The 21,296-nt window shown below is 58.2% G+C and carries 16 protein-coding genes and 1 pseudogene; 8 read left to right on the top strand and 9 right to left on the bottom strand.

What is annotated here, in order from left to right:
• Positions 1-39: 39 nt before the first annotated feature.
• The 6 genes from mnmG to ravA all read right to left on the bottom strand — a co-directional run bounded on the left by mnmG (position 40) and on the right by ravA (position 8,690).
• Complete coding sequence (gene mnmG / locus D7S44_RS19435; protein ID WP_120457687.1) at positions 40-1,929, bottom strand: tRNA uridine-5-carboxymethylaminomethyl(34) synthesis enzyme MnmG; 1,890 nt, start codon at positions 1,927-1,929, stop codon at positions 40-42.
• A 441-nt stretch (positions 1,930-2,370) separates the two neighbouring features.
• A complete protein-coding gene (mioC, locus tag D7S44_RS19430) occupies positions 2,371-2,811 on the bottom strand; it encodes an FMN-binding protein MioC (RefSeq protein WP_120457685.1) in 441 nt (146 codons plus the stop codon).
• A 152-nt stretch (positions 2,812-2,963) separates the two neighbouring features.
• A complete protein-coding gene (gene asnC, locus D7S44_RS19425) occupies positions 2,964-3,425 on the bottom strand; it encodes a transcriptional regulator AsnC (protein ID WP_033755376.1) in 462 nt (153 codons plus the stop codon).
• Between the two features lie 102 nt (positions 3,426-3,527).
• Positions 3,528-5,666 carry a 5-histidylcysteine sulfoxide synthase gene (gene ovoA, locus D7S44_RS19420; protein WP_120457683.1) on the bottom strand — a complete coding sequence of 713 codons (2,139 nt, stop codon included), beginning with the start codon at positions 5,664-5,666 and terminating at the stop codon, positions 3,528-3,530.
• A gap of 70 nt (positions 5,667-5,736) precedes the next feature.
• Positions 5,737-7,197 carry an ATPase RavA stimulator ViaA gene (gene viaA, locus D7S44_RS19415; RefSeq protein ID WP_120457681.1) on the bottom strand — a complete coding sequence of 487 codons (1,461 nt, stop codon included), beginning with the start codon at positions 7,195-7,197 and terminating at the stop codon, positions 5,737-5,739.
• On the bottom strand, positions 7,194-8,690 hold the full coding sequence (gene ravA, locus D7S44_RS19410; protein WP_120457679.1) for an ATPase RavA: 1,497 nt from the start codon (positions 8,688-8,690) through the stop codon (positions 7,194-7,196). Before ravA ends, viaA begins: the two co-directional genes overlap by 4 nt.
• Before the next feature lie 290 nt (positions 8,691-8,980).
• Here ravA and kup point away from each other — a divergent pair, with 290 nt between their 5' ends.
• On the top strand, positions 8,981-10,849 hold the full coding sequence (gene kup / locus D7S44_RS19405) for a low affinity potassium transporter Kup (RefSeq protein WP_120457677.1): 1,869 nt from the start codon (positions 8,981-8,983) through the stop codon (positions 10,847-10,849).
• 3 nt (positions 10,850-10,852) lie between these two features.
• Here the strand turns inward: kup and qseC are convergent.
• Both qseC and qseB read right to left on the bottom strand, forming a co-directional pair.
• A pseudogene (gene qseC, locus D7S44_RS19400) lies at positions 10,853-12,184 on the bottom strand (quorum sensing histidine kinase QseC).
• Positions 12,181-12,843 carry a quorum sensing response regulator transcription factor QseB gene (gene qseB / locus D7S44_RS19395; RefSeq protein ID WP_120457675.1) on the bottom strand — a complete coding sequence of 221 codons (663 nt, stop codon included), beginning with the start codon at positions 12,841-12,843 and terminating at the stop codon, positions 12,181-12,183. Before qseB ends, qseC begins: the two are co-directional and overlap by 4 nt.
• A 161-nt stretch (positions 12,844-13,004) precedes the next feature.
• Between qseB and D7S44_RS19390 the strand changes: the two genes are divergently transcribed.
• From D7S44_RS19390 to rbsR, 7 genes are all read left to right on the top strand, one after another.
• Positions 13,005-13,400, top strand: a complete 396-nt coding sequence (locus D7S44_RS19390) for a YgiW/YdeI family stress tolerance OB fold protein (RefSeq protein ID WP_120457673.1) — start codon at positions 13,005-13,007, stop codon at positions 13,398-13,400.
• Between the two features lie 170 nt (positions 13,401-13,570).
• The gene (gene rbsD / locus D7S44_RS19385; protein ID WP_120457671.1) at positions 13,571-13,990 is read left to right on the top strand and encodes a D-ribose pyranase; all 420 of its coding nucleotides are present in this window, start codon (positions 13,571-13,573) and stop codon (positions 13,988-13,990) included.
• A gap of 7 nt (positions 13,991-13,997) precedes the next feature.
• Positions 13,998-15,503 (top strand): ribose ABC transporter ATP-binding protein RbsA, encoded by a 1,506-nt coding sequence (rbsA, locus tag D7S44_RS19380; protein ID WP_120457669.1) that lies wholly within the window; start codon positions 13,998-14,000, stop codon positions 15,501-15,503.
• Complete coding sequence (gene rbsC / locus D7S44_RS19375; RefSeq protein WP_033755349.1) at positions 15,500-16,471, top strand: ribose ABC transporter permease; 972 nt, start codon at positions 15,500-15,502, stop codon at positions 16,469-16,471. The genes rbsA and rbsC overlap by 4 nt, the downstream gene beginning before the upstream one ends.
• A gap of 26 nt (positions 16,472-16,497) precedes the next feature.
• Positions 16,498-17,373, top strand: a complete 876-nt coding sequence (gene rbsB, locus D7S44_RS19370; protein ID WP_120457667.1) for a ribose ABC transporter substrate-binding protein RbsB — start codon at positions 16,498-16,500, stop codon at positions 17,371-17,373.
• 66 nt (positions 17,374-17,439) lie between these two features.
• On the top strand, positions 17,440-18,369 hold the full coding sequence (rbsK, locus tag D7S44_RS19365) for a ribokinase (protein ID WP_120457665.1): 930 nt from the start codon (positions 17,440-17,442) through the stop codon (positions 18,367-18,369).
• A 12-nt stretch (positions 18,370-18,381) separates the two neighbouring features.
• On the top strand, positions 18,382-19,365 hold the full coding sequence (gene rbsR, locus D7S44_RS19360) for a ribose operon transcriptional repressor RbsR (RefSeq protein WP_120457663.1): 984 nt from the start codon (positions 18,382-18,384) through the stop codon (positions 19,363-19,365).
• Here rbsR and mdtD read toward each other — a convergent pair.
• Positions 19,362-20,765, bottom strand: coding sequence for a multidrug transporter subunit MdtD (gene mdtD, locus D7S44_RS19355; protein WP_120457661.1), 1,404 nt, complete (start codon positions 20,763-20,765; stop codon positions 19,362-19,364). The genes rbsR and mdtD overlap by 4 nt on opposite strands.
• Positions 20,766-21,296 lie beyond the last annotated feature (531 nt).

The following is a 21,296-nucleotide window of genomic DNA, read 5'->3' as shown; positions in this document are numbered from 1 at the left end:
CAGTCTGCGGGGGCGAGTGGCCTCGCCCCGTTTTTCAGGTCAGGCGCTTTTGCGCAGCAGCCCTTGTTTTTTCAGGTAAATCAACAAAATCGAAATTGCCGCCGGCGTAATGCCGGAGATGCGCGACGCCTGACCGATCGAAGAAGGTTTATGATCGTTGAGCTTGGCGATCACTTCATTTGACAGGCCGCTGACCTGGCGATAATCCAGCTCGGCTGGCAACAGTGTATTTTCATTACGCTGCTGACGATCGATCTCTTCCTGCTGGCGCGCAATATAGCCTTCATACTTCACCTGGATCTCAACCTGCTCAGCCGCCTGCGCGTCAGGCAGCGTCGGGCCGAAGCTCGGCAGGGCGGTCAGTTGCGCGTAAGTGATTTCCGGGCGGCGTAACAGGTCTTCCCCGCTCGCCTCTTTGGTCAGCGCGGTACTGAGCAACGTATTCACTTCTTCAACGTTCTCTGACTTCGGATGGATCCAGAGATCGCGCAGACGCTGACGCTCCTGCTCAATAGCTTCCAGCTTCTGGTTGTAGCGCGCCCAGCGGGCATCGTCTACCAGACCCAGTTCGCGGCCGGTTTCGGTCAGACGGAGATCGGCGTTGTCTTCGCGCAGCATCAGACGATACTCGGCGCGTGAGGTGAACATGCGATAGGGCTCTTTAGTGCCGAGCGTGCAGAGGTCATCCACCAGCACGCCGAGATAGGCCTGATCGCGACGCGGCGCCCAGCCCTCTTTATCGGCGGAGTGACGTCCGGCGTTAAGACCGGCCAGCAGACCCTGCGCGGCAGCTTCTTCGTAACCGGTGGTGCCGTTGATCTGACCGGCGAAGAACAGCCCGTGAATATATTTGCTTTCCAGCGTCGGTTTCAGATCGCGCGGATCGAAGAAGTCATATTCGATCGCATAGCCTGGACGGACAATTTTCGCGTTTTCCAGACCCTTCATTGAGCGAACAATCTGCATCTGCACGTCGAACGGCAGGCTGGTAGAGATGCCGTTCGGGTAAATTTCATTACTGGTCAGCCCTTCAGGCTCCAGGAAGATCTGGTGTGCATTACGATCGGCGAAGCGCATAACCTTGTCTTCGATCGACGGACAGTAACGCGGGCCGATCCCTTCGATGATCCCGGCGTACATCGGGCTGCGATCGAGGTTATTGCGGATCACCTCATGGGTTTGTTCATTGGTATGGGTAATCCAGCAGGGGACCTGCTGCGGATGCTGCGACGCATTGCCCATGAACGAGAAGACCGGCATCGGGTTATCGCCATGCTGCGGGCTGAGCACCGAAAAATCGATGGTTCGCGCGTCAATGCGCGGCGGCGTGCCGGTTTTCAGACGGCTGACGCGCAAAGGCAAGGCGCGAAGACGCTTCGCCAGCGGAACGGAAGGCGGATCGCCAGCACGACCGCCGCTGTAGTTATCCAGCCCGATATGAATTTTGCCGTCAAGGAAGGTACCGACAGTGAGCACGACGGCTTTCGCACGGAATCTAAGGCCCATCTGGGTGACAGCCCCCACCACGCGATCGTTTTCGACGATAAGATCGTCGACCGCCTGCTGGAAGATCATCAGGTTGGGCTGGTTCTCCAGCGCGGTGCGTACCGCCTTGCGATACAGCACGCGATCCGCCTGCGCACGGGTAGCACGCACGGCCGGGCCTTTGCTGCTGTTTAGTATCCTAAACTGAATGCCCGCTTTATCGATAGCCGTGGCCATCAGGCCGCCTAAGGCATCCACTTCCTTAACCAGATGTCCTTTTCCAATGCCACCGATCGCCGGGTTGCAGGACATTTGTCCAAGCGTATCAATGTTATGGGTGAGTAACAGAGTTTGCTGACCCATTCGGGCAGCGGCCATTGCGGCTTCTGTGCCCGCATGACCACCACCGATTACGATGACGTCAAAAGGATCTGGATAAAACATGAAGTGGTACCTCGTTGATGAACTGGCAGGGATCGTTGCCCTGGGCGGTGGATTCTACTGAAATTCCGCCGAGGGTGAAAGCGGCGGGATCTGCGGGTTTAAAAGAAAGGATCTTTATTCTGTATATGATCTTTCTGTTAGATCTCTTTATTAGGATCGCGCCTTTCTGTGGATAACCCAAAAAAGCTAACCGTTATCAACTGGATAGAAAGGATCCTTTGCTGTGAATGATCGGTGATCCTGATCCGTATAAGCTGAGATCAAAATGCGGACTTATGCACAGCTCAGAAAAGCATCAGCAGTTGTTCTTTGGATAACTACCGGTTTTACGCAGCAATCAAGCCTAGTTATCCACAAATAAAGCGTTTGCGATCGTAAAAAAACAGGCGTTTTAACTGGGGATCCGGCGAAATACCCGATCCCCTGCGGCAAAAGATCCGCTCAGAGATGGGCGGTCCAGCCGCTTAACCAGGCTTCTGCCGGATCTTCGGGGATCTCATGCTCCAGCACGTCAATTTCCAGTCGATCGCCGATGCGTTGTGCACCGCGGGCGATCAAAAGCGCGTCCAGCGAGCGAATGGCGCCGCAGAACAGATCATATTCATGGTTGCCGAGGCCGATCGCGCCGAAGCGCAACGCCGACAAATCGGGCTGGGTTTCCGCAATAGCCTCATATAAAGGTTGCAGGTTGTCAGGCAGTTCGCCTGCGCCGTGGGTAGAACTCACCACCAGCCAGATCCCCTGCTGCGGCAACTCGTCCAGCGCCGGGCCGTGCAGCAGCTGGGTGGAAAAACCCGCTTCCTGCAGCTTCTCTTCCAGATGTTCGGCCACATATTCGGCGCTGCCCAGCGTGCTGCCACTGATTAAAGTAATGTCGGCCATGATGCTCTCCCCGGAATAAAGGCGAGCATTGTACGCTGTGATCAAGTCGTGATCCACCTGTGGAAAACAGGGTTATCAGAAATGAAGATGCGAACGCAGCCGCTGGCGCAGGCGGCGTTCGTACGGGATAAGGTTATGCACAGGAAAAAGGATCAGGGCTTGATGGTGCGCATGATCGGGTTTTGTAGCGAGATCAGCGTTTCGGTGGACTGGATTTCGTCGATGGTCTGGATCTTGTTGATCAGAACCTGCTGCAGCGCGTCGATAGATCGACACATGACCTTAATAAAAATGCTGTAGTGGCCGGTGGTGTACCAGGCCTCGACCACTTCATCAAGCGCCTCCAGCTTGCTCAGCGCGGCTGGGTAGTCGCGTGCGCTTTTCAGGATGATGCCGATAAAACAGCAGACATCAAACCCCAGCTGGCGCGGATCGATCTCCACGCGAGTGCCGAGAATAATGCCGGCCTGCTTCATCTTCTCCACGCGAACATGGATCGTGCCCGGACTGACGTTGAACTGTTTCGCCAGTTCGGCGTAAGCGGTGCGGGCATTGTCCAGCAGCGCATTCAGGATCCCGCGATCCAGGTTGTCCAGTTGCAGTGATTCGGCCATATCATCCTCATGTCAGCTCTTCTTCTTTGAACAGAGGAGAATGTGCAGCAAAAAGCGGCGTCAGGCAATCTCCGGCAGCGGCGTTTGCCGCTGCCGTTGGGTTTACCGCTTACGCCACAGCGTGACCTGAGCCAGCGAATGCTGATATTTGCGCGCGGTCTCGCGGATGACGAAAGGAATATCCTGCGGGGCGTCGATCGGCTCGAACTCCGCCGCCAGCAGCCGCTGCAGCGCCTGTAACGTCGTGAGCGCTTCGCCGTTTTCGCGGATGCCGCCCAGCCAGTTTTCTTTCGGCGTAAAGACTTCCAGCCAGGTATAGGGAGAGGAGAGCAGCAGCAGACCGCCGGAACGTATCATCGGCGCGATATCCTGCAAAAAGCGCTGTGGCTGACGCAGACGATCGATAAGGTTGGCGGCCAGCACCAGATCGTACTGTGCAGGTTGCGGTTTCAGATTGCAGGCGTCGCCCTGAACAAACTGAATACGCTGCGCCTGGCCAGCGTCGAGACCCAGCTCTTTCAGACGTACCTGACGATATTCCACCAGTTCGCCCTCTTCCGGCACCACGTAACGGAAATCTTCGCCAGTGGCGAGCTGCAACGCCACATCAATAAAGCGCGCCGAATAATCCATCCCGATCACCTGTTCGAAATGGCGCGCCAGCTCGAAACTGGCGCGGCCGGTCGCGCAGCCGATATCGAGCGCGCTGCCGCGCGCCTGACAATGGGGTAGCGCCAGCGCCACCAGCGATTCGGCATAGTTGTCGACGCCGAAATAGCGCGGACCGTACTGGAAGTCGAGATACTGCGACACCATGTCGTCGGTTTCGTAGGGATTAAGCGACATCGATTCCTGATGCGAGGAGACGACGTAGCGGAAGCCCGCATGCTGGAAAAAGTGGCGACGAAACGCATAGCGCGACGATTTCAGCGCTTCATTGCCGGTAGAGATCCAGCTGCCGCCTTTGATCAGCGAATGTTTCCCGTCGAACGTCGGCGTGGAAAAGTCATCATAGAGCGGATGAACGCGGAACCCTTCAAAGCCGTTAATCGGCGTGGTGGTCCACTGCCAGACATTGCCCACGATGTCAAAAAAGTCGCCCTGGGCGAAGCGGTCCACCGCGCAGGAGGAGGCCCAGTACGCCAGGTTAAGGTTGCCCGGCACCAGCTGCCACTCCGGCTGATCGCCTTCAACCTGTTCGCGCAGCTGCATCCACTCGGCCTCGCACGGCAGCTGGACAGGCGCGCCGGTCTGCTGCGCTTTCCAGCGGCAAAACGCGGCGGCCTCCAGCTGGTTTACTTCTGCCGGCCAGTCCCAGGGCATCGCCACTTCTTCGGTCATCAGGCGCAGCTTCAGCGCGTCGGGGTGCTTCACCTCGCCGAGCCAAAAGGTCGGCATCTGCGCATCGGTAAAGCTGCGCCAGCCCCAGCCTTCGTCGTCCCAGTACTGACGCTGCTGATAACCGCCCGCCGCGACAAACTCAAAGAATTCAGCATTGCTGACCAGCATTTTGCTCGCTTTAAAGGGCTGGAGTTCGATCGACTGACGGCCATATTCATTGTCCCAGCCGTAGGTATCGTCGCTTTTCCCCAGCGTGACGACGCCGCCAGGCATCGCGATCAGGCTATTGGCGGGCACTTTGTCGCGCGTATGGCGCGCCTCCTGACATACCGGCCACTGTGGCTGCGCTTGCACCCACTGGATGGGCAGCTGACGTATCAACACGCTGGAGGTTTCAAGATGGATGCGCTCATGTTCGATGCCCATCAGGATTACCCATGCCGGGCTTTCCCAGTCGATGGGCAGCTCCAGCGGCATGGTCTGGATAAAGCGCGTTACCAGACTTTTCACCTTGTGGCGGTAGTCCCGCACCTCTTGCACGGTCGGCCAGGCGTAGTGGCTGTCGTCAAGATCGTCCCAGCTCATCTCATCCACGCCAATCGCCATCATCGCCTCAATGCGATCGTCGATGCGCGCATCGATGTAGCGGCCCGCCATCAGCTTATTGATATAGAAAGAGGCGGTGTGACCGAAATAGAAGATTAAAGGGTGGCGCAGCGTAATGGCTTTCGTGAACCAGGCGCGATCGTCGGCGAGGCAATCGAACAGGCTTTCATACAGTTCCCAGGTTTGCGTGTAGTAAGCCAGCAATTCAGCGCGTTTCTCTGCGACGCTGCTGCCGGAAAGGCGGACCGTACGGGTTGGCGCCGGTAGTAGTTGTTGTTGCTGGAAGAGGGTCACAGTGAACTCCGTTAGCTGAATAAACACAGCGGGTAGCTCACTATAGCAAATAAGGATTTCTGCTCCGTGACTAACGGCGCCAGCGGCGCAGCAGGCGGCTTTTCATGCCGGTGTCGAAACGCCAGATATGATCGAAAATACGCAGGATGCCGGGTTTGCCGTGCGCCGACATCGCCACGGCGTGAAAGCGCTGCTGCTGTTGCTGCTGGCGCAGCTTAACAACATTAACGATTTCGTCCGGCAGGCGCTGAGCGATAAAATCGGAGACCACAACGGCGTCAGCATCCTGCCACAGCGAGCCCTCCATGCGCTTGACCACGGCCGCCAGGCAGGCGGCGAGATCGGTGCCGCCGCGAAAACGCTGGCTGAGAAAGCGGATCGCCTGTTCCAGCCCGTCGTCGCCGGTGAGTTCGTAACCGATGACGTCGTGGGCGAACAGCATAATATAGCAGCGGCGACGGTCGGCCAGCGCCACCTTGAGTAACGCAAGGCAGAATGCCTTAGCGCAGCGCTCATTGAAGCCGCCCATCGAACCTGAAGTATCAACGCAGACGATAAAAGGGCCGCGCGGCTGTTCTTCGTGCTGCTGGTGGCTGACCGGGTGCAGCGTGACTTTTTCATGCCAGGCGTCCCCCTGTAGTTTGTAAGTCAGCAGGCGCTTTTCCACCAGGCGGCGATAAAACTCCAGCTCCAGCTCGCTGATGCTGATGGTCGCCAGCTCCGGCGGCAGCAGGCGCAGCACGTCGTCGCTCTGGTGAATGCCGCTTACCTCTTCTGGCACCGCGTCCGGTTCCCGTACCAGCTGGTGAAACGCTTCCAGCGGCGCATCCTGCGAAGGCACCGATTTCGCCTCGCGGCTGCGGCCCAGCTGTTGCGCCAGCGCCAGCAGCTCCGGCTGCTGCGCCAGAAAGTCGCCATACTCCAGCATCAGCTGATAATCGCCATGCTGCAGCGAGGCTTTGCTCATATCCCATAAGCGACCGGCTGCGGCCTCGTCGTTGTCGCTCAGCAAAGGCGCCAGCTGGCCGCTCAGCGCCATACGCTGCTGCAGCTCGGCCATTAACCGCTCGCGCTGCTGCTCCAGCAGCTGTTCGTTAAGCGTCAGGGTTTGCAGCGTCAGGCTAAGACGCCAGCGCTGGAGAAACAGCGTATGCTGTGCGCCGCTCAGTTGATGCGCATCGGTATGCAGCAGCAGCCGGTGCGCCTCTTCAAGAAAGGGAGAGGGTAGCTGCGCCAGCTTGTCGAGTAACCCCGGCAGCTGCTGGCTGAAGTCGTGATGGCTGAGCAGCTGGGCGCGCTGAAACAGCTGAAACTCGGCAGCCAGCGTTTCCGGCACCGGCGTCGCTTTCAGCTCGGCGGTGATCTCCGCTTTCCAGCGCGGCACGTCGCGCATCATCGCCTGCTTCAGGCCGGGAAACTTTTCAAAAAAGATCGCCAGCTGCGGGGTGGCGAGCAGCGCGAGGATCAGATCCTCTATCAGTTCCGCTTCGCCAATGGAGAGCAGTTCGCTGAGCGTCTCCAGTGAGATCATTTACGCGCCTGTTTCAGCTGATCGGCGACATCCTGCAGGCTGGTTTCGATACGTGCCAGCCAGTCGTCGCTGATAAACAGGCAGCGCTGATGCTGGCTGAACTGGTGACGCTGCGCGCGCAGCTGGGCATCCAGCTCGTCCAGCGCCTCGCTGATCTCTGCAGGCAGTTCGCTGTGCGACACGGCACCAGGCAGCGTCAGGCGCGCCGTTTGCAGGCTGACGTCGCGCAGCGCCAGACAATGCTGCGCATCCACCAGCAGATCGAGCGTCTGGGCGAAACCAATGCCGTTCAGCTTGCCGCGAATGTCGCCGCCTTTCAGCAACCACTGCTCCAGCGCGTCGCGGGCGATCACCACATGGGTTACCTGCATATCGTGCAGCGTCAGCGGCTGTTGCAGCATCAGGGTCAGCTGCGCGTCGGCCAGGCTGGCGGGAAGCTCATAGTGCGGCTTGCGGCTGAACATGCCGCTGTGTTTTTCCAGCGTGATCGCCTGCGCCACGCTCTGCTGCTGTTGCAGCACCAGACGCCGCGCTTTGAGCTGCTGCAGCTTAAGCAGCAGCGTCTGCTGTTGCCATGCCTGCTGGGTCATTAGCTGGTCAATGGCGCGTTCCAGCACCTGCATCGAGGTTACGTCATGCCACAGACAATCCTTTAACAGAACAAGGTCGACTGGCGCGATAGCGTTGCGGCCGCTGTAGAAAGCGCTCGCCTGCAGCAGATGAATCGCTTTTTTCCAGCGGCGATCGGAGATATAGGGCGCGTCGGGTAGCTTTTCCAGCTGCTGGCGCAGCTGATAGATCAGTTCAAAAACATTATCCGGCAGGTTGACCTGGCTGATGCCCTGCTGCCACTGATAATACTCTTCGTCGCTGATGCGCAGCGATTCCGCGACAGGATTGGCGTTCTCATCCTGCTGGTGGGTCAGCATGCTGCGAAAGTTTTGCTTTTCATGCACGTTGTCGAGCCAGAGACGGATCAGCATACGGTCATATAGCGCTTCCAGTCCGCTGTCCGCTTCCGGCAGTTCGTTTGAGGCGGTGACCAGCAGGCGCATCGGAATTTTTTCCTCGCTGTCGCCATTACGAAAGCGTCGCTCGTTAATCGCGGTCAGCAGGGTATTGAGAATAGCGGGGCCCGCTTTCCAGATCTCATCCAGAAACACAATTTCCGCGTCAGGCAGATAGCCTTTCGTCAGTCGCTGATAGCGGCCTTCATCTTTTAACGCCTGAATCGACAGCGGGCCGAACACCTCTTCCGGCGTTGAGAAGCGCGTCATCAGATATTCAAATGCGCGGGCGTGTTGAAAAGCGTACTTTAAGCGGCGGGCGATCAGGCTCTTGGCGATGCCCGGCGGGCCAAGCAGAAAGACGCTTTCGCCGCTCAGCGCCGCCAGCAGGCAGAGGCGAATAGCGTCGTGTCGTTCGTACAGGCCCTTCTCCAGGGCATTGCTGAGACGAGAAATTCTTTCTGCCAAAAGATGGGGTTGAGCCATAATCACTTCATTGTCCTTCTGTTACTGCTGCCGTCGTATTATGGCAGGCGCGCTACTCTACCGATTATGATGCGTGAAAGCGTTGATTGCCGTCCGCTTTTTTGTGTCACAAAATTCAATCATCGCATAATGCCGCTGCGGCTTGTAATGTCGCGAGAAAAATCGCCAGCGTCGGCTGCAGTGATGAAGGAGCGAGATGGGTTTTTTGGGAAATACGTGCATACTGTGCGCTTTTTGACAGCAAGAGCGATGGGGTTTTGCGCCTCTCTGCTCCAACAAAAGATAACTCTATGAGCTCGGATAACAAGCAATCACTTAGTGCGTTAACGCTGGCCGCAATTGGCGTAGTGTATGGCGATATCGGCACCAGCCCGCTCTATACCCTGCGTGAATGCCTCTCCGGTCAGTTCGGTTTCGGCGTTGAGCGCGAAGCGGTTTTCGGCTTTCTGTCGCTGATTTTCTGGCTGCTGCTGCTGGTGGTGTCGCTGAAATATATCAGCTACGTCATGCGCGCGGATAACGCCGGCGAGGGCGGGATTTTAACCCTGATGTCGCTGGCGGGGCGCAATACCGGCGCGCGCGCGACGGCGGTATTGGTCATTATGGGCCTGATCGGCGGCAGCTTCTTTTATGGCGAAGTGGTGATTACACCCGCCATCTCTGTAATGTCGGCGATAGAAGGGCTGGAGATCGCCGCGCCGTCGCTCGATCCTTTTATCGTTCCGCTCTCAATCGCGGTGCTGACGCTGTTGTTTCTGATCCAGAAGCACGGCACCGGCATTGTCGGCAAACTCTTCGCGCCGGTGATGCTGGTCTGGTTCCTGACGCTGGCGGTGCTGGGCGTGACCGGCATTATGAAGAACCCGGACGTGCTGCAGGCGCTTAACCCCCTCTACGCGGTAAACTTTTTCGTACACTACAAAACCATCTCCTTCTTTGCGCTGGGCGCGGTGGTGCTGGCGATTACCGGCGTGGAAGCCCTCTATGCGGATATGGGGCACTTCGGCAAGCTGCCGATTCGCATCGCCTGGTTTATTGTGGTGCTGCCGTCGCTGGTGCTGAACTATTTTGGCCAGGGCGCGCTGCTGCTCAGCGATCCGAAAGCGATTAAAAACCCCTTCTTCCTGCTGGCGCCTGACTGGGCACTGATTCCGCTGCTGGTTCTGGCGACGCTGGCGACGGTCATCGCTTCGCAGGCCGTGATTTCCGGCGTCTTCTCGCTGACGCGTCAGGCGGTTCGCCTGGGCTATCTGCCGGGGATGCGCATTATTCATACCTCGGAGATGGAGTCGGGTCAGATTTATGTGCCGATGATTAACTGGGTACTCTATTTTGCCGTGCTGATTGTGATTATCAGCTTTGAACACTCCAGCAACCTGGCGGCGGCTTACGGCATTGCTGTGACCGGCACCATGGTGCTGACGTCGATTCTTTCCTGCACCGTCGCCGTGAAAAACTGGCACTGGAACAAGCTGGCGGTCGGCCTGATCCTGACGCTGTTTCTCTGCATCGACGTGCCGCTCTTCTCCGCTAACCTGATTAAGCTCTTCTCCGGCGGCTGGCTGCCAATCTGCCTGGGTCTGGTTATGTTCCTGATTATGACCACCTGGAAGAGCGAGCGTTTCCGCCTGCTGCGCCGGATGCATGAACACGGCAATTCGCTGGAGGCGATGATCGCCTCGCTGGAGAAGTCGCCGCCGGTACGCGTGCCGGGCACCGCCGTCTATATGTCGCGCGCGCTGAACGTGATCCCTTTTGCGCTGCTGCATAACCTCAAGCACAACAAGGTGCTGCATGAGCGCGTGGTCTTTCTGACGCTGCGCACCGAGGACGCCCCTTACGTGCACAACGTGCGCCGCGTCGCCATAGAGCAGCTGTCGCCGACCTTCTGGCGCGTCGTGGCAAGCTATGGCTGGCGCGAAACGCCGAACGTGGAGGAAATTTTCCACCGCTGCGGTCTGGAAGGGCTTAACTGCCGGATGATGGAGACCTCGTTCTTTATGTCGCACGAGTCGCTGATTATGGGCAAACGTCCCTGGTATCTGCGCCTGCGCGGCAAACTCTTCCTGGCGCTGCAGCGCAATGCCCTGCGCGCGCCTGATCAGTTTGAGATCCCGCCGAACCGGGTTATTGAACTGGGCACCCAGGTGGAAATCTGATTTCTACCAGCGCAGGGCGACGCAGAGTCCGCCGCCCTGGCGCTGGCTGAAGCTGAGCTGCATAGCGTGCAGCTGCGCAACATTGCGCACAATCGACAATCCCAGCCCGCTGCCGCTTTTTTCCTGTCCCGGCGGCCGCCAGAAGCGTTCGCCCAGGCGCTGCATTTCCGCCTCGCTCAATCCCTTGCCGTTATCCTCAACGCGCTAGCTGCGGCTTTCCAGTATTACTCTGACCTCGCTGCCTTCAGGCGTATAGCGAATGGCGTTGTCCAGCAGGTTGCGTGCCAGCAGTGACAGCAGCAGCGGATGGCCCTGAATCACGGGTTCGGCGCTGCTTTCCAGACGCAGCGCGACGCCGACGCGGTCAGCTTGCGGCAGCTGCTCGGCCAGCGCCTCCTGCAACAGACGCTGTAGATCGACAGGCTGGAACGCGTCGCGCGCGTCCTCTGCCTCGGCGCGCGACAGCGTCAGTAGCTGATCTACCAGCCGCGTGGCGCGCTGAATGCCGCTATCCAGCTGGCGTAAAGCGTGCAGACGCATTGCCTCGTCGTCAGCGGCAAGTTGCACCACTTCGCTCTGTACGCGCAGCGCCGCCAGCGGGCTGCGTAACTCATGGGCGGCGTCGGAGGTAAACCGGCGCTCGCGCTGAACCATTGCGCTGATGCGGCTGAACAGTCCATTCAGCGCTTCTGTCAGCGGTTTGACCTCCAGCGGCACCCGGCCAGCATCCAGCGGCCTGTCGTCGTCCGGCGCGCGCTGCGCCAGTAGGTTTGTGATGCGCTTGAGCGGACGTAGCTCGCGCCATACCAGCACGAGCAGCAATAACAGCATCAGCGGCAGCGCGATTAGCCAGGGCAGAATGCTGCTTTTCACCAGCGTTTCCGCCATGTCGTCACGGTACTCCCACTCCTGGCCTACCACGATTCGGTGTTGTCCATCCGGCGTCGTCAGCCAGACAAAACGCCAGGCATCGTCGTCATCGGTGAGTTGTCCGTCGTGGAATCCCTGCGCGTCAGCGTCGAACGGCAGCATTCTGCCGTTTTCGCCGTCGTTCAGTACCGGTTTGCCGTCGCGGGTAAAAATCGCGAAGGCGAGGGCGTCGTCATCCTGATTGCCGCGATGCTGGCGCAGCAGCACCTTATTCTTCGGCAACGCGGCGCTGTCGGGCGCGGCAAGGTCAAGCGCCATCAGCCGCTTAGCGAACAGCAGCTGTTGCGTATCGAACAGCTCGTTGATGGTGGCGCGCGTCTGTAGCCAGACGCTCAGGCTGGCGCTGCCCCAGCAGAGGCCGAGCAGCAAGACAAAGCCGATGCCGAGCCGGAGAAACAGGCTCATTCCGCTTCTCCCAGAATATAACCAACGCCGTGTACGGTGCGGATAAAGGCGGTGCCGAGCTTTTTACGCAGGTGGTGAATATGCACTTCAACCGCGTTGCTGGAGACGTCGGCGTCCCAGCTGTAGAGCTTCTCCTCAAGCTGGCTGCGCGTCAGCACGCGGCCAGGATTGCGCAGGAAGAGTTCCAGCAGCGCCAGCTCGCGGCTCGTTAAGGTCAGAGGTTCGCCATCCAGCGTAACGCTGTGGCTTGCGGGCTGCATAACCAGCGTGCCGTGGCGCAGTTCTGGCTGTAGCTGGCCGTGACGGCGACGGATTAATGCCTGCAGCCGCGCCGCCACTTCGGTCAGCGCGAAGGGTTTACAAAGGTAATCGTCAGCGCCGAGCTGCAGACCTTCGACACGCTGATCGAGGGCGTCGCGTGCGGTCAGGATCAGCACCGGCACCTCCGCGCCCTGCTGTCGCCAGGCGCGCAGGATATCCAGTCCATCGCGCTGCGGCAGCGATAAGTCGAGGATCACCGCGTCCCAGGGCGCGGCATGCAGCGCGGCGAACCCCTCGTCGCCGGAGACAAACCAGTCAACGCTGAAGCCCAGCTTGCCCAGTCCGGCCTTGATGCCATCACCAATCAGCCGATCATCCTCAATCAGTAAAATGCGCATAATCTCTCCTTAATCCGCAAAGGCTTTATACGAAGCAGAACACCGCTTGTACAGGCGATATCGCGGCTTTTCGCCTTTTTTTACCCCTTAAGATCCTGTTAAGAACTGGCTGTTTTAATAAGGGCGTACACAAGAGACATTCATGGAAAAGAGGTGAAAAGATGAAAAAGCATGCCGCACTTTTAGCTATCCTGGCGCTGGCTACCGCGCCGGTTTTTGCCGCCGCGCAGGGCGGATTCGTCGATGCGAATGCGCCTGCAGTCCAGGCGAAACAGGGCGGTTTTCAAAACGATCAGGGCAGCGTGGTGACCGTTAAGCAGGCGGAAGAGATGAAAGATGACAGCTGGATCACCGTACGCGGCCAGCTGGAGAAGCAGATCGGCGATGAAGATTATCTGTTCCGCGACGCTACCGGCACCATGAAAGTAGAGATCGACCACAAGCGCTGGGATGGTCTGACTGTTACGCCGAAAGACCGCGTTGAGCTGACGGGCGAGCTGGACAAAGATTTCAACAGCATTGAACTTGACGTCAAACGGGTACGCAAAGCGCCCTGATACTTTCCACATCGGGCCGTTTCAGCGGCCCTTTTTTCCGCCTAAGCCAAATTCTCGTCAGCGCGCGCGAAACGTTTCGATGACGATCACACTTCTCGATCTCCCTCGTTGAGTTACTGCCGCCATTTCATACACTGCCGCTAGCGAAACGTTTCGCTCTGGAGCAAAAAATGAAAAAAGGTCGCCTGTTAAACGCTGAACTCTCTTACGTGATTGCCCGCCTGGGCCATACGGATACGCTGACTATCGCCGATGCCGGTTTACCGATCCCGGCGGGACCGCAGCGTATTGATCTGGCGCTTACGCCGGGTACGCCCGATTTTATGCAGGTGGTGGAAGCCGTCACGCTGGAGATGCAGGTGGAAAGCGCCCTGATGGCGGAAGAGATCAAGCAGCACAATCCGCAGCTCCATAGCGAGCTTCTCGCCGTGCTCGAAGCCTTGCAACAGCACCAGGGAAACAGCATTGCAGTGCATTACATCAGTCACGAACAGTTCAAACAACAGACTCAACGCAGTCAGGCGGTCATTCGCAGCGGAGAGTGCTCTCCGTTTGCGAATGTCATCCTGAGCGCTGGCGTCACCTTCTGAGGCCGTTATGCAACCCTTATTACAGCTCCAGGGGATTGAGAAGTCCTTTCCCGGCGTAAAGGCGCTAAAGAGCGCGTCGCTGGCGGTCTATCCAGGACGCGTAATGGCGCTGGTAGGCGAGAACGGCGCCGGTAAGTCCACCATGATGAAGGTGCTGACCGGCATCTATAGCCGCGATGCAGGTTCGCTGCGCTGGCTCGGCGAGGAGACTACCTTCAGCGGCCCCAAAGCGTCGCAGGAAGCGGGCATCGGCATTATTCACCAGGAGCTGAACCTGATCCCGCAGCTGAGCGTGGCGGAAAACATCTTCCTGGGTCGCGAGTTCGTTAACCGTTTTGGCCGGATCAACTGGAAGCAGATGTATGCCGAGGCGGATGCGTTATTGAAGCGCCTCAATCTGCGCTTTAACAGCCACAAGCTGGTGGGCGATCTGTCGATCGGCGACCAGCAGATGGTGGAGATCGCTAAAGTACTGAGCTTTAAGTCGCAGGTGATCATCATGGATGAGCCGACCGACGCGCTTACCGATACCGAAACGCTGTCGCTGTTTCGCGTTATCAACGAGCTGAAGGCGCAGGGCTGCGGCATTGTTTATATCTCTCACCGCATGAAAGAGATCTTTGAGATTTGCGATGACGTCACGGTCTTCCGCGACGGCCAGTTTATTGCCGAGCGTCCCGTAAACACGCTCAGCGAAGAGGGCCTGATCGAGATGATGGTGGGGCGCAAGCTGGAAGATCAGTATCCGCGCCTCGACCAGGCGCCGGGCGAAATCCGTCTCAAGGTTGAAAACCTCAGCGGGCCGGGCGTGCACGATGTCAGCTTCACGCTGCGCAAAGGCGAAATTCTTGGCGTGTCCGGGTTAATGGGCGCCGGACGCACCGAACTGATGAAGTTGCTCTATGGCGCATTGCCGCGCAGCAAAGGCCGTGTCTGGCTCGACGGGAAAGAGATCGCGACGCGCGCGCCGCAGGACGGGCTGGCCAGCGGCATCGTCTATATCTCTGAAGACCGCAAACGCGACGGACTGGTGCTGGGCATGTCGGTGAAAGAGAACATGTCGCTGACGGCGCTGCGCTATTTCAGCCGCGGCGGCAGTCTGAAGCATGCCGCAGAGCAGCTGGCGGTAGGCGATTTTATTCGCCTCTTCAATATCAAGACGCCCTCGATGGATCAGGCTATCGGTCTGCTCTCTGGCGGCAATCAGCAAAAAGTGGCCATCGCGCGCGGGCTGATGACGCGTCCCAACGTGCTGATTCTGGATGAACCGACGCGCGGTGTTGACGTCGGCGCGAAAAAAGAAATTTACCAGCTTATCAATCAGTTCAAGGCCGAAGGGCTAAGCATCATCCTGGTTTCATCTGAGATGCCGGAAGTGCTCGGCATGAGCGACCGCATCCTGGTGATGCATGAAGGCCGTTCAGGCGGCGAATTTACCCGTGAGCAGGCGACGCAGGAATCTTTAATGGCGGCAGCCGTAGGCAAGCAACACAGCGAGGATTTAGTTGTATGAGTACTCAAACCTTACCGTCCAGCCGTCGCTGGTTCAGCAAAGCCTGGCTGATGGAGCAAAAATCGCTGATTGCGCTCATTGTGTTGATCGCGGTGGTAGCGAGCCAGAGCCCCAACTTTTTCACCGTAGCGAACCTGTTCAATATCCTGCAGCAGACCTCGGTCAACGCCATTATGGCTGTTGGTATGACGCTGGTGATCCTGACTTCCGGCATTGATCTCTCGGTGGGATCGCTGCTGGCGCTAACGGGCGCGGTAGCCGCTTCGCTGGTGGGTATGGAAGTGAACGCGCTGGTGGCAGTGGCGGGCGCGCTGGCGCTGGGCGCGGCGATTGGCGCCGTTACCGGCACTATTGTGGCGCGCGGCAAGGTGCAGGCCTTTATCGCCACCCTGGTGATGATGCTGCTGCTGCGTGGCGTCACGATGGTCTACACCGACGGCAGCCCGATTAATACCGGCTTTAACGACAATGCCGATCTCTTCGGCTGGTTCGGTATCGGCCGCCCGCTGGGCATTCCGACGCCGGTGTGGCTGATGGCCGTTGTCTTCCTGCTCGCCTGGTACATGCTGCACCACACGCGTCTCGGCCGCTATATCTACGCGCTGGGCGGCAATGAAGCGGCGACGCGCCTCTCCGGCATTAACGTAAACCGCGTAAAAGTGATCGTCTATGCCCTGAGCGGCATGCTGGCGGCGCTGGCGGGCACCATTGAAGTCGCGCGCCTCTCTTCCGCGCAGCCGACGGCGGGGACCGGCTACGAGCTGGACGCTATCGCGGCGGTTGTGCTGGGCGGCACCAGCCTGGCAGGGGGCAAAGGGCGCATTATGGGCACCCTGATCGGCGCGCTGATCCTGGGCTTCCTTAATAACGGCCTGAACCTGATGGGCGTCTCTTCCTACTACCAGATGATCGTAAAAGCGGTGGTAATCCTGCTGGCGGTACTGGTGGATAACAAAAGCAGTAAATAACTCTGACCTTTACACAGGATGAAATGATGAAAAAGTTGACCGCACTGGCAGTGATCCTTGGCGCGACCTTAAGCGCCAGCGCAATGGCGAAGGATACCATCGCGCTGGTGGTCTCTACGCTGAATAACCCCTTCTTCGTCTCGCTGAAAGAGGGCGCGCAGAAAGAGGCTGACAAACTGGGCTATAACCTGGTGGTGCTGGATTCGCAGAACAACCCGGCAAAAGAGCTGGCTAACGTGCAGGATCTCACCGTGCGCGGCGCCAGACTGCTGCTGATCAACCCAACCGATTCCGATGCGGTCGGCAACGCGGTGAAAATGGCGAACCAGGCGAATATTCCGGTGATCACGCTGGACCGCGTGGCGGCGCAGGGCAAGGTGGTAAGCCATGTCGCCTCCGACAACCGTTTCGGCGGTAAAATGGCGGGCGACTACATTGCTAAACGCCTGGGCGACAGCGCGAAAATTATTGAACTGCAGGGCATTGCAGGAACCTCTGCGGCGCGCGAGCGCGGCGAAGGCTTTAAGCAGGCCGCCGATGCGCATAAATTCCAGGTGCTGGCGAGCCAGCCGGCGGACTTCGATCGCACTAAAGGCCTGAACGTGATGCAGAACCTGCTGCAGGCGCATCCGGACGTGCAGGCGGTATTTGCGCAAAATGATGAAATGGCGCTTGGCGCGTTACGCGCATTGCAAACCGCCGGGAAATCTGATGTCGTGGTAGTCGGCTTTGACGGCACCGCCGACGGCGTGAAAGCGGTCGAAGGCGGCAAGCTGGCGGCGACAGTCGCTCAGATGCCGGATAAGATCGGCATGATTGGCGTTGATACCGCTGATAAAGTGCTGAAAGGTGAAAAAGTGCAGGCCATCAATCCCGTTGACCTGAAACTGGTCACCAAATAACTCAAAGAAAAGCAGGGCAATGCGCCACCCTTAAACCGGTGGCGCACTCTTTCTGGATCACACCCTATGAGCAAAAGCGCAAAACTGGCCGTTCTCGGCAGCATTAATGCTGACCACATTCTTAACCTCGCGCACTTTCCCCGTCCCGGCGAAACGGTGATCGGGGAGCAGTACACCGTTGCGTTTGGCGGCAAAGGGGCGAACCAGGCGGTTGCCGCCGGACGGGCTGGCGCAGATATCGCCTTTATCGCCTGTCTTGGCGATGACGCCATCGGTGAACGTATCCGCGCACAGCTGACGCAGGACGGCATCGATGCCGCCTCGGTTGAGACCATCAGCGGCGAACCGACTGGCGTGGCGATGATTTTCGTCAATGGCGAAGGCGAAAACAGTATCGGCATCTGCGCTGGTGCCAATGCGGCGCTGACGCCCGCCTGCGTGACGCGTCATCAGCAGGTTATCGTTAACGCCTCGGCGCTGCTTATGCAGCTGGAGTCGCCGCTGGAAAGCGTATTAGCCGCGGCGAAGATTGCTCGCGCCCATCAGACTCAGGTCATCCTCAACCCTGCCCCGGCGACGCCGCTCGATGATGAGCTGCTGGCGCTGGTGGATATCATTACGCCTAATGAAACCGAAGCGGAAAGCCTGACCGGCATTGCCGTTACCAGTGATGAAGAGGCCGCTCGCGCCGCTGAGGCGCTGCACGCTAAAGGCATTGGTACGGTACTGATTACGCTGGGGCGCCGCGGCGTCTGGCTGAGCGAGCAGGGCAAAGGCGAACGCATTGCCGGTTTCACGGTGAAAGCGGTAGATACCATTGCCGCAGGCGATACCTTTAACGGCGCGTTTATTACGGCGCGGCTGGAGGGCAAAAGCCTGCATGAGGCGGTGCGCTTCGCCCATGCAGCGGCGGCTATCGCTGTCACGCGTCCGGGTGCGCAGCCCTCTGTGCCGTGGCGCGCGGAAATCGACGATTTTTTACTTCAGCAGAGTTAAGCCTTGGCTACCATGAAAGATGTCGCCCGCCTGGCGGGCGTCTCCACCTCTACCGTCTCGCACGTTATCAACAATAACCGTTTTGTCAGTGAGGCGGTGCGCGAGAAGGTCGATCAGGCAATCAGCACGCTGAACTATGCGCCCTCGGCGCTGGCGCGCAGCCTCAAGCTTAACCAGACGCATACGATCGGCATGTTGCTGACGACCAGCAGCAACCCTTTTTACGCCGAAGTAGTGCGCGGCGTCGAAAACAGCTGCTATGAGCGCGGCTACAGCCTCATTCTTTGTAATACGGCTGGCGACGAAGATCGCATGAATCGCAGTCTGGAAACGCTGCTGCAAAAGCGCGTCGATGGGCTGCTCATCATGTGTACCGAAAGCCACCTGCCGTCGGCAGCTATTCTTAACCGCTATCCTTCTATTCCGACCGTCATGATGGACTGGGCACCGTTTGAGGGGCGCGGGGATATTATTCAGGACAATGCGCTGCTGGGTGGCGAAATGGCGACGCAGCATCTGATTGATACCGGTTATACGCGCATCGCCTGCATCTCCGGTCCGCTGGATAAAACCCCGGGGCGCATGCGTCTGCAGGGCTATTACCATGCAATGGAGAAGAATGGTCTGGCTATCCCGCCTGGCTATGTGGTTAACAGCGACTTTGAGTTTCAGGGCGGCTATAGCGCCATGAAGCAACTGCTGGCGCTGGCATTACCGCCGCAGGCGGTTTTTACCAGTAACGATGCGATGGCGGTCGGCGTTTATCACGCGCTGTTTGAAGCGGGGTTGCGCATTCCGCAGGATATCGCGGTGATGGGATATGACGATATTGAGCTGGCGCGCTATCTGACACCGCCGTTGTCTACCATCCATCAGCCGAAAGATGAGCTGGGCCAGCTGGCAATAGATACGTTAATCCATCGTCTGAGCGATCCCGACGCCAGCCAGCAAACCCTGGTGCTGACGCCGGAACTGGTAGTGCGCGCTTCGACCTAAGCGGTTTTTTTCTTTTTATCGCGGTTGGTGATGAGATGACGGCCATCGCCGGACCGCAGCAGCGCGAAGGTAAAGGCCGAGATCACCGTTACGATGCCCATCGTCAGAAAGGTTGCATGGAACTGCGTAACGGTGTCGGTTTCGAATTCCTGATAAAAGCGCAGCACCGCCGCACTCACCGCGACGCCAAAGCTAATCGACAGCTGCTGCGTTACCGCCAGCACGCTGTTGCCGCCGCTGGCGTTCTCATCATTCAGATCGGCCAGCGTGATGGTATTCATCGCGGTGAACTGCGTTGACATCGACATACCAAGAATAAACAACGGCAGCAGCAGAAAAACGATGCTCTCAGCGGGTGACTGCAGCGCGAAGCTGGCGATTAAGACGCCGATGATGACGGTTATGCCGACCAGCGTACGGCGATAGCCGAACAGGCGCAGCACCTGAGTCACCGTCGATTTCGCCAGAATCGAGCCTATGGCCGTAGGCGCCATCATGCAACCCGCCACCACCGCTGAAAAACCAAAGCCGACCTGCAGCATTAACGGCATCAGGAAGGGTACGCAGCCGGTACCGAGGCGCGAAGCGATATTGCCGATAATACCGACCGAAAAGGTACGGGTCTTAAACATCGGCAGGCTGATCAGGGGGGAGGCATGGCGACGCGCATGAACAATATAAAGAAGCAGCAGTATCACGCCTAAAGCCAGCACGCCTGACGCCAGCCAGGCGGAGACGATGCGCTCGCCGAACAGCTCGATGCCGATAGAGAGCAAAACCAGCCCAGCGCCGAACAGTAAAAAGCCGAGAAAATCGAAGCGACGCTTAGGAAGCGTGAAGTCCGGCATATATTTACGCGCATAGAAAATGCCAAGGATGCCGACGGGAATGTTGATTAAGAATATCCAGTGCCAGGTCGCGTAAGTGACCAGCAGTCCGCCGAGTAGCGGGCCCAGTATCGGGCCGACCAGACCAGGCATAGTCACGAAGTTCAGTACCGGCAGAAGTTCGCTGCGCGGGTAGGCGCGCAGCAACGCCAGACGCGCCACGGGCATCATCATCGCGCCGCCAACGCCCTGAATGATGCGTGAGATAACCAGCACCGTCAGCGATTGCGAAAAGGCGCAGGCCAGCGAGCCAAGGGTAAAGAGCGAGACGGCGATGATAAACACCTTGCGTGTGCCGAAGCGGTCAGCGAGCCAGCCGCTGACGGGAATTAACATCGCGACGGTAAGCGTGTAGCTGATAACGGCGGACTGCATGGCCAGAGGAGAGCGGCCGAGACTGTGAGCGATTGCGGGTAACGCGGTGTTGAGAATGGTGGCATCCAGTGCCTGCATAAAAAACGCCATGGCGGCTATCCATGGCAGACCGGCCATACTGCGCGCGGATCGTATCATCGAAAATCCTTCTATATATATGTGTCAGTAACTGGCGGGGAACCGAAGTGACAGCATAGCATCGGCATAAAGGGGCAGGGGGGCAATTTCCATCGCGCATGTCCGTTTCTGTGCAGTTTTTCACCCGGAAAAGCGTGCTTTTAAACCGTTCGGTTAAAAAAAAGGCATCCGGAAATTAATTTCAAAGAAATGCTTGTCAGCCGGAAAGAACTCCCTATAATGCGCCTCCACTGACACGGCACAACGGCTTACGAAGCGCGGTGTTCAGGAGGTTCAGGCAGCTGAGCCGCCGGAGAAAATCGCTGAAAAAAGTGGTTGACTCTGAGGGAGGAAAGCGTAATATACGCCACCTCGCAGCAGCAGGCTCAGCCGCTGACTGCATCGCTCTTTAACAATTTATCAGACAATCTGTGTGGGCACTCGCAGGACAGATATCAAAAAGTCTGCGGACTTTAAAAATATCAAGTCTCAAGAGTGAACACGTAATTCATTACGAAGTTTAATTCTTTGAGCATCAAACTTAAATTGAAG

Origin of the sequence: Pantoea piersonii, assembly GCF_003612015.1 — a bacterium.
In the GTDB taxonomy this organism is placed as follows: Bacteria; Pseudomonadota; Gammaproteobacteria; order Enterobacterales; family Enterobacteriaceae; genus Pantoea; species Pantoea piersonii.
The sequence above is the reverse complement of the archived record's forward strand: the minus strand, read 5'-3'. Positions and strand labels throughout refer to the sequence as shown.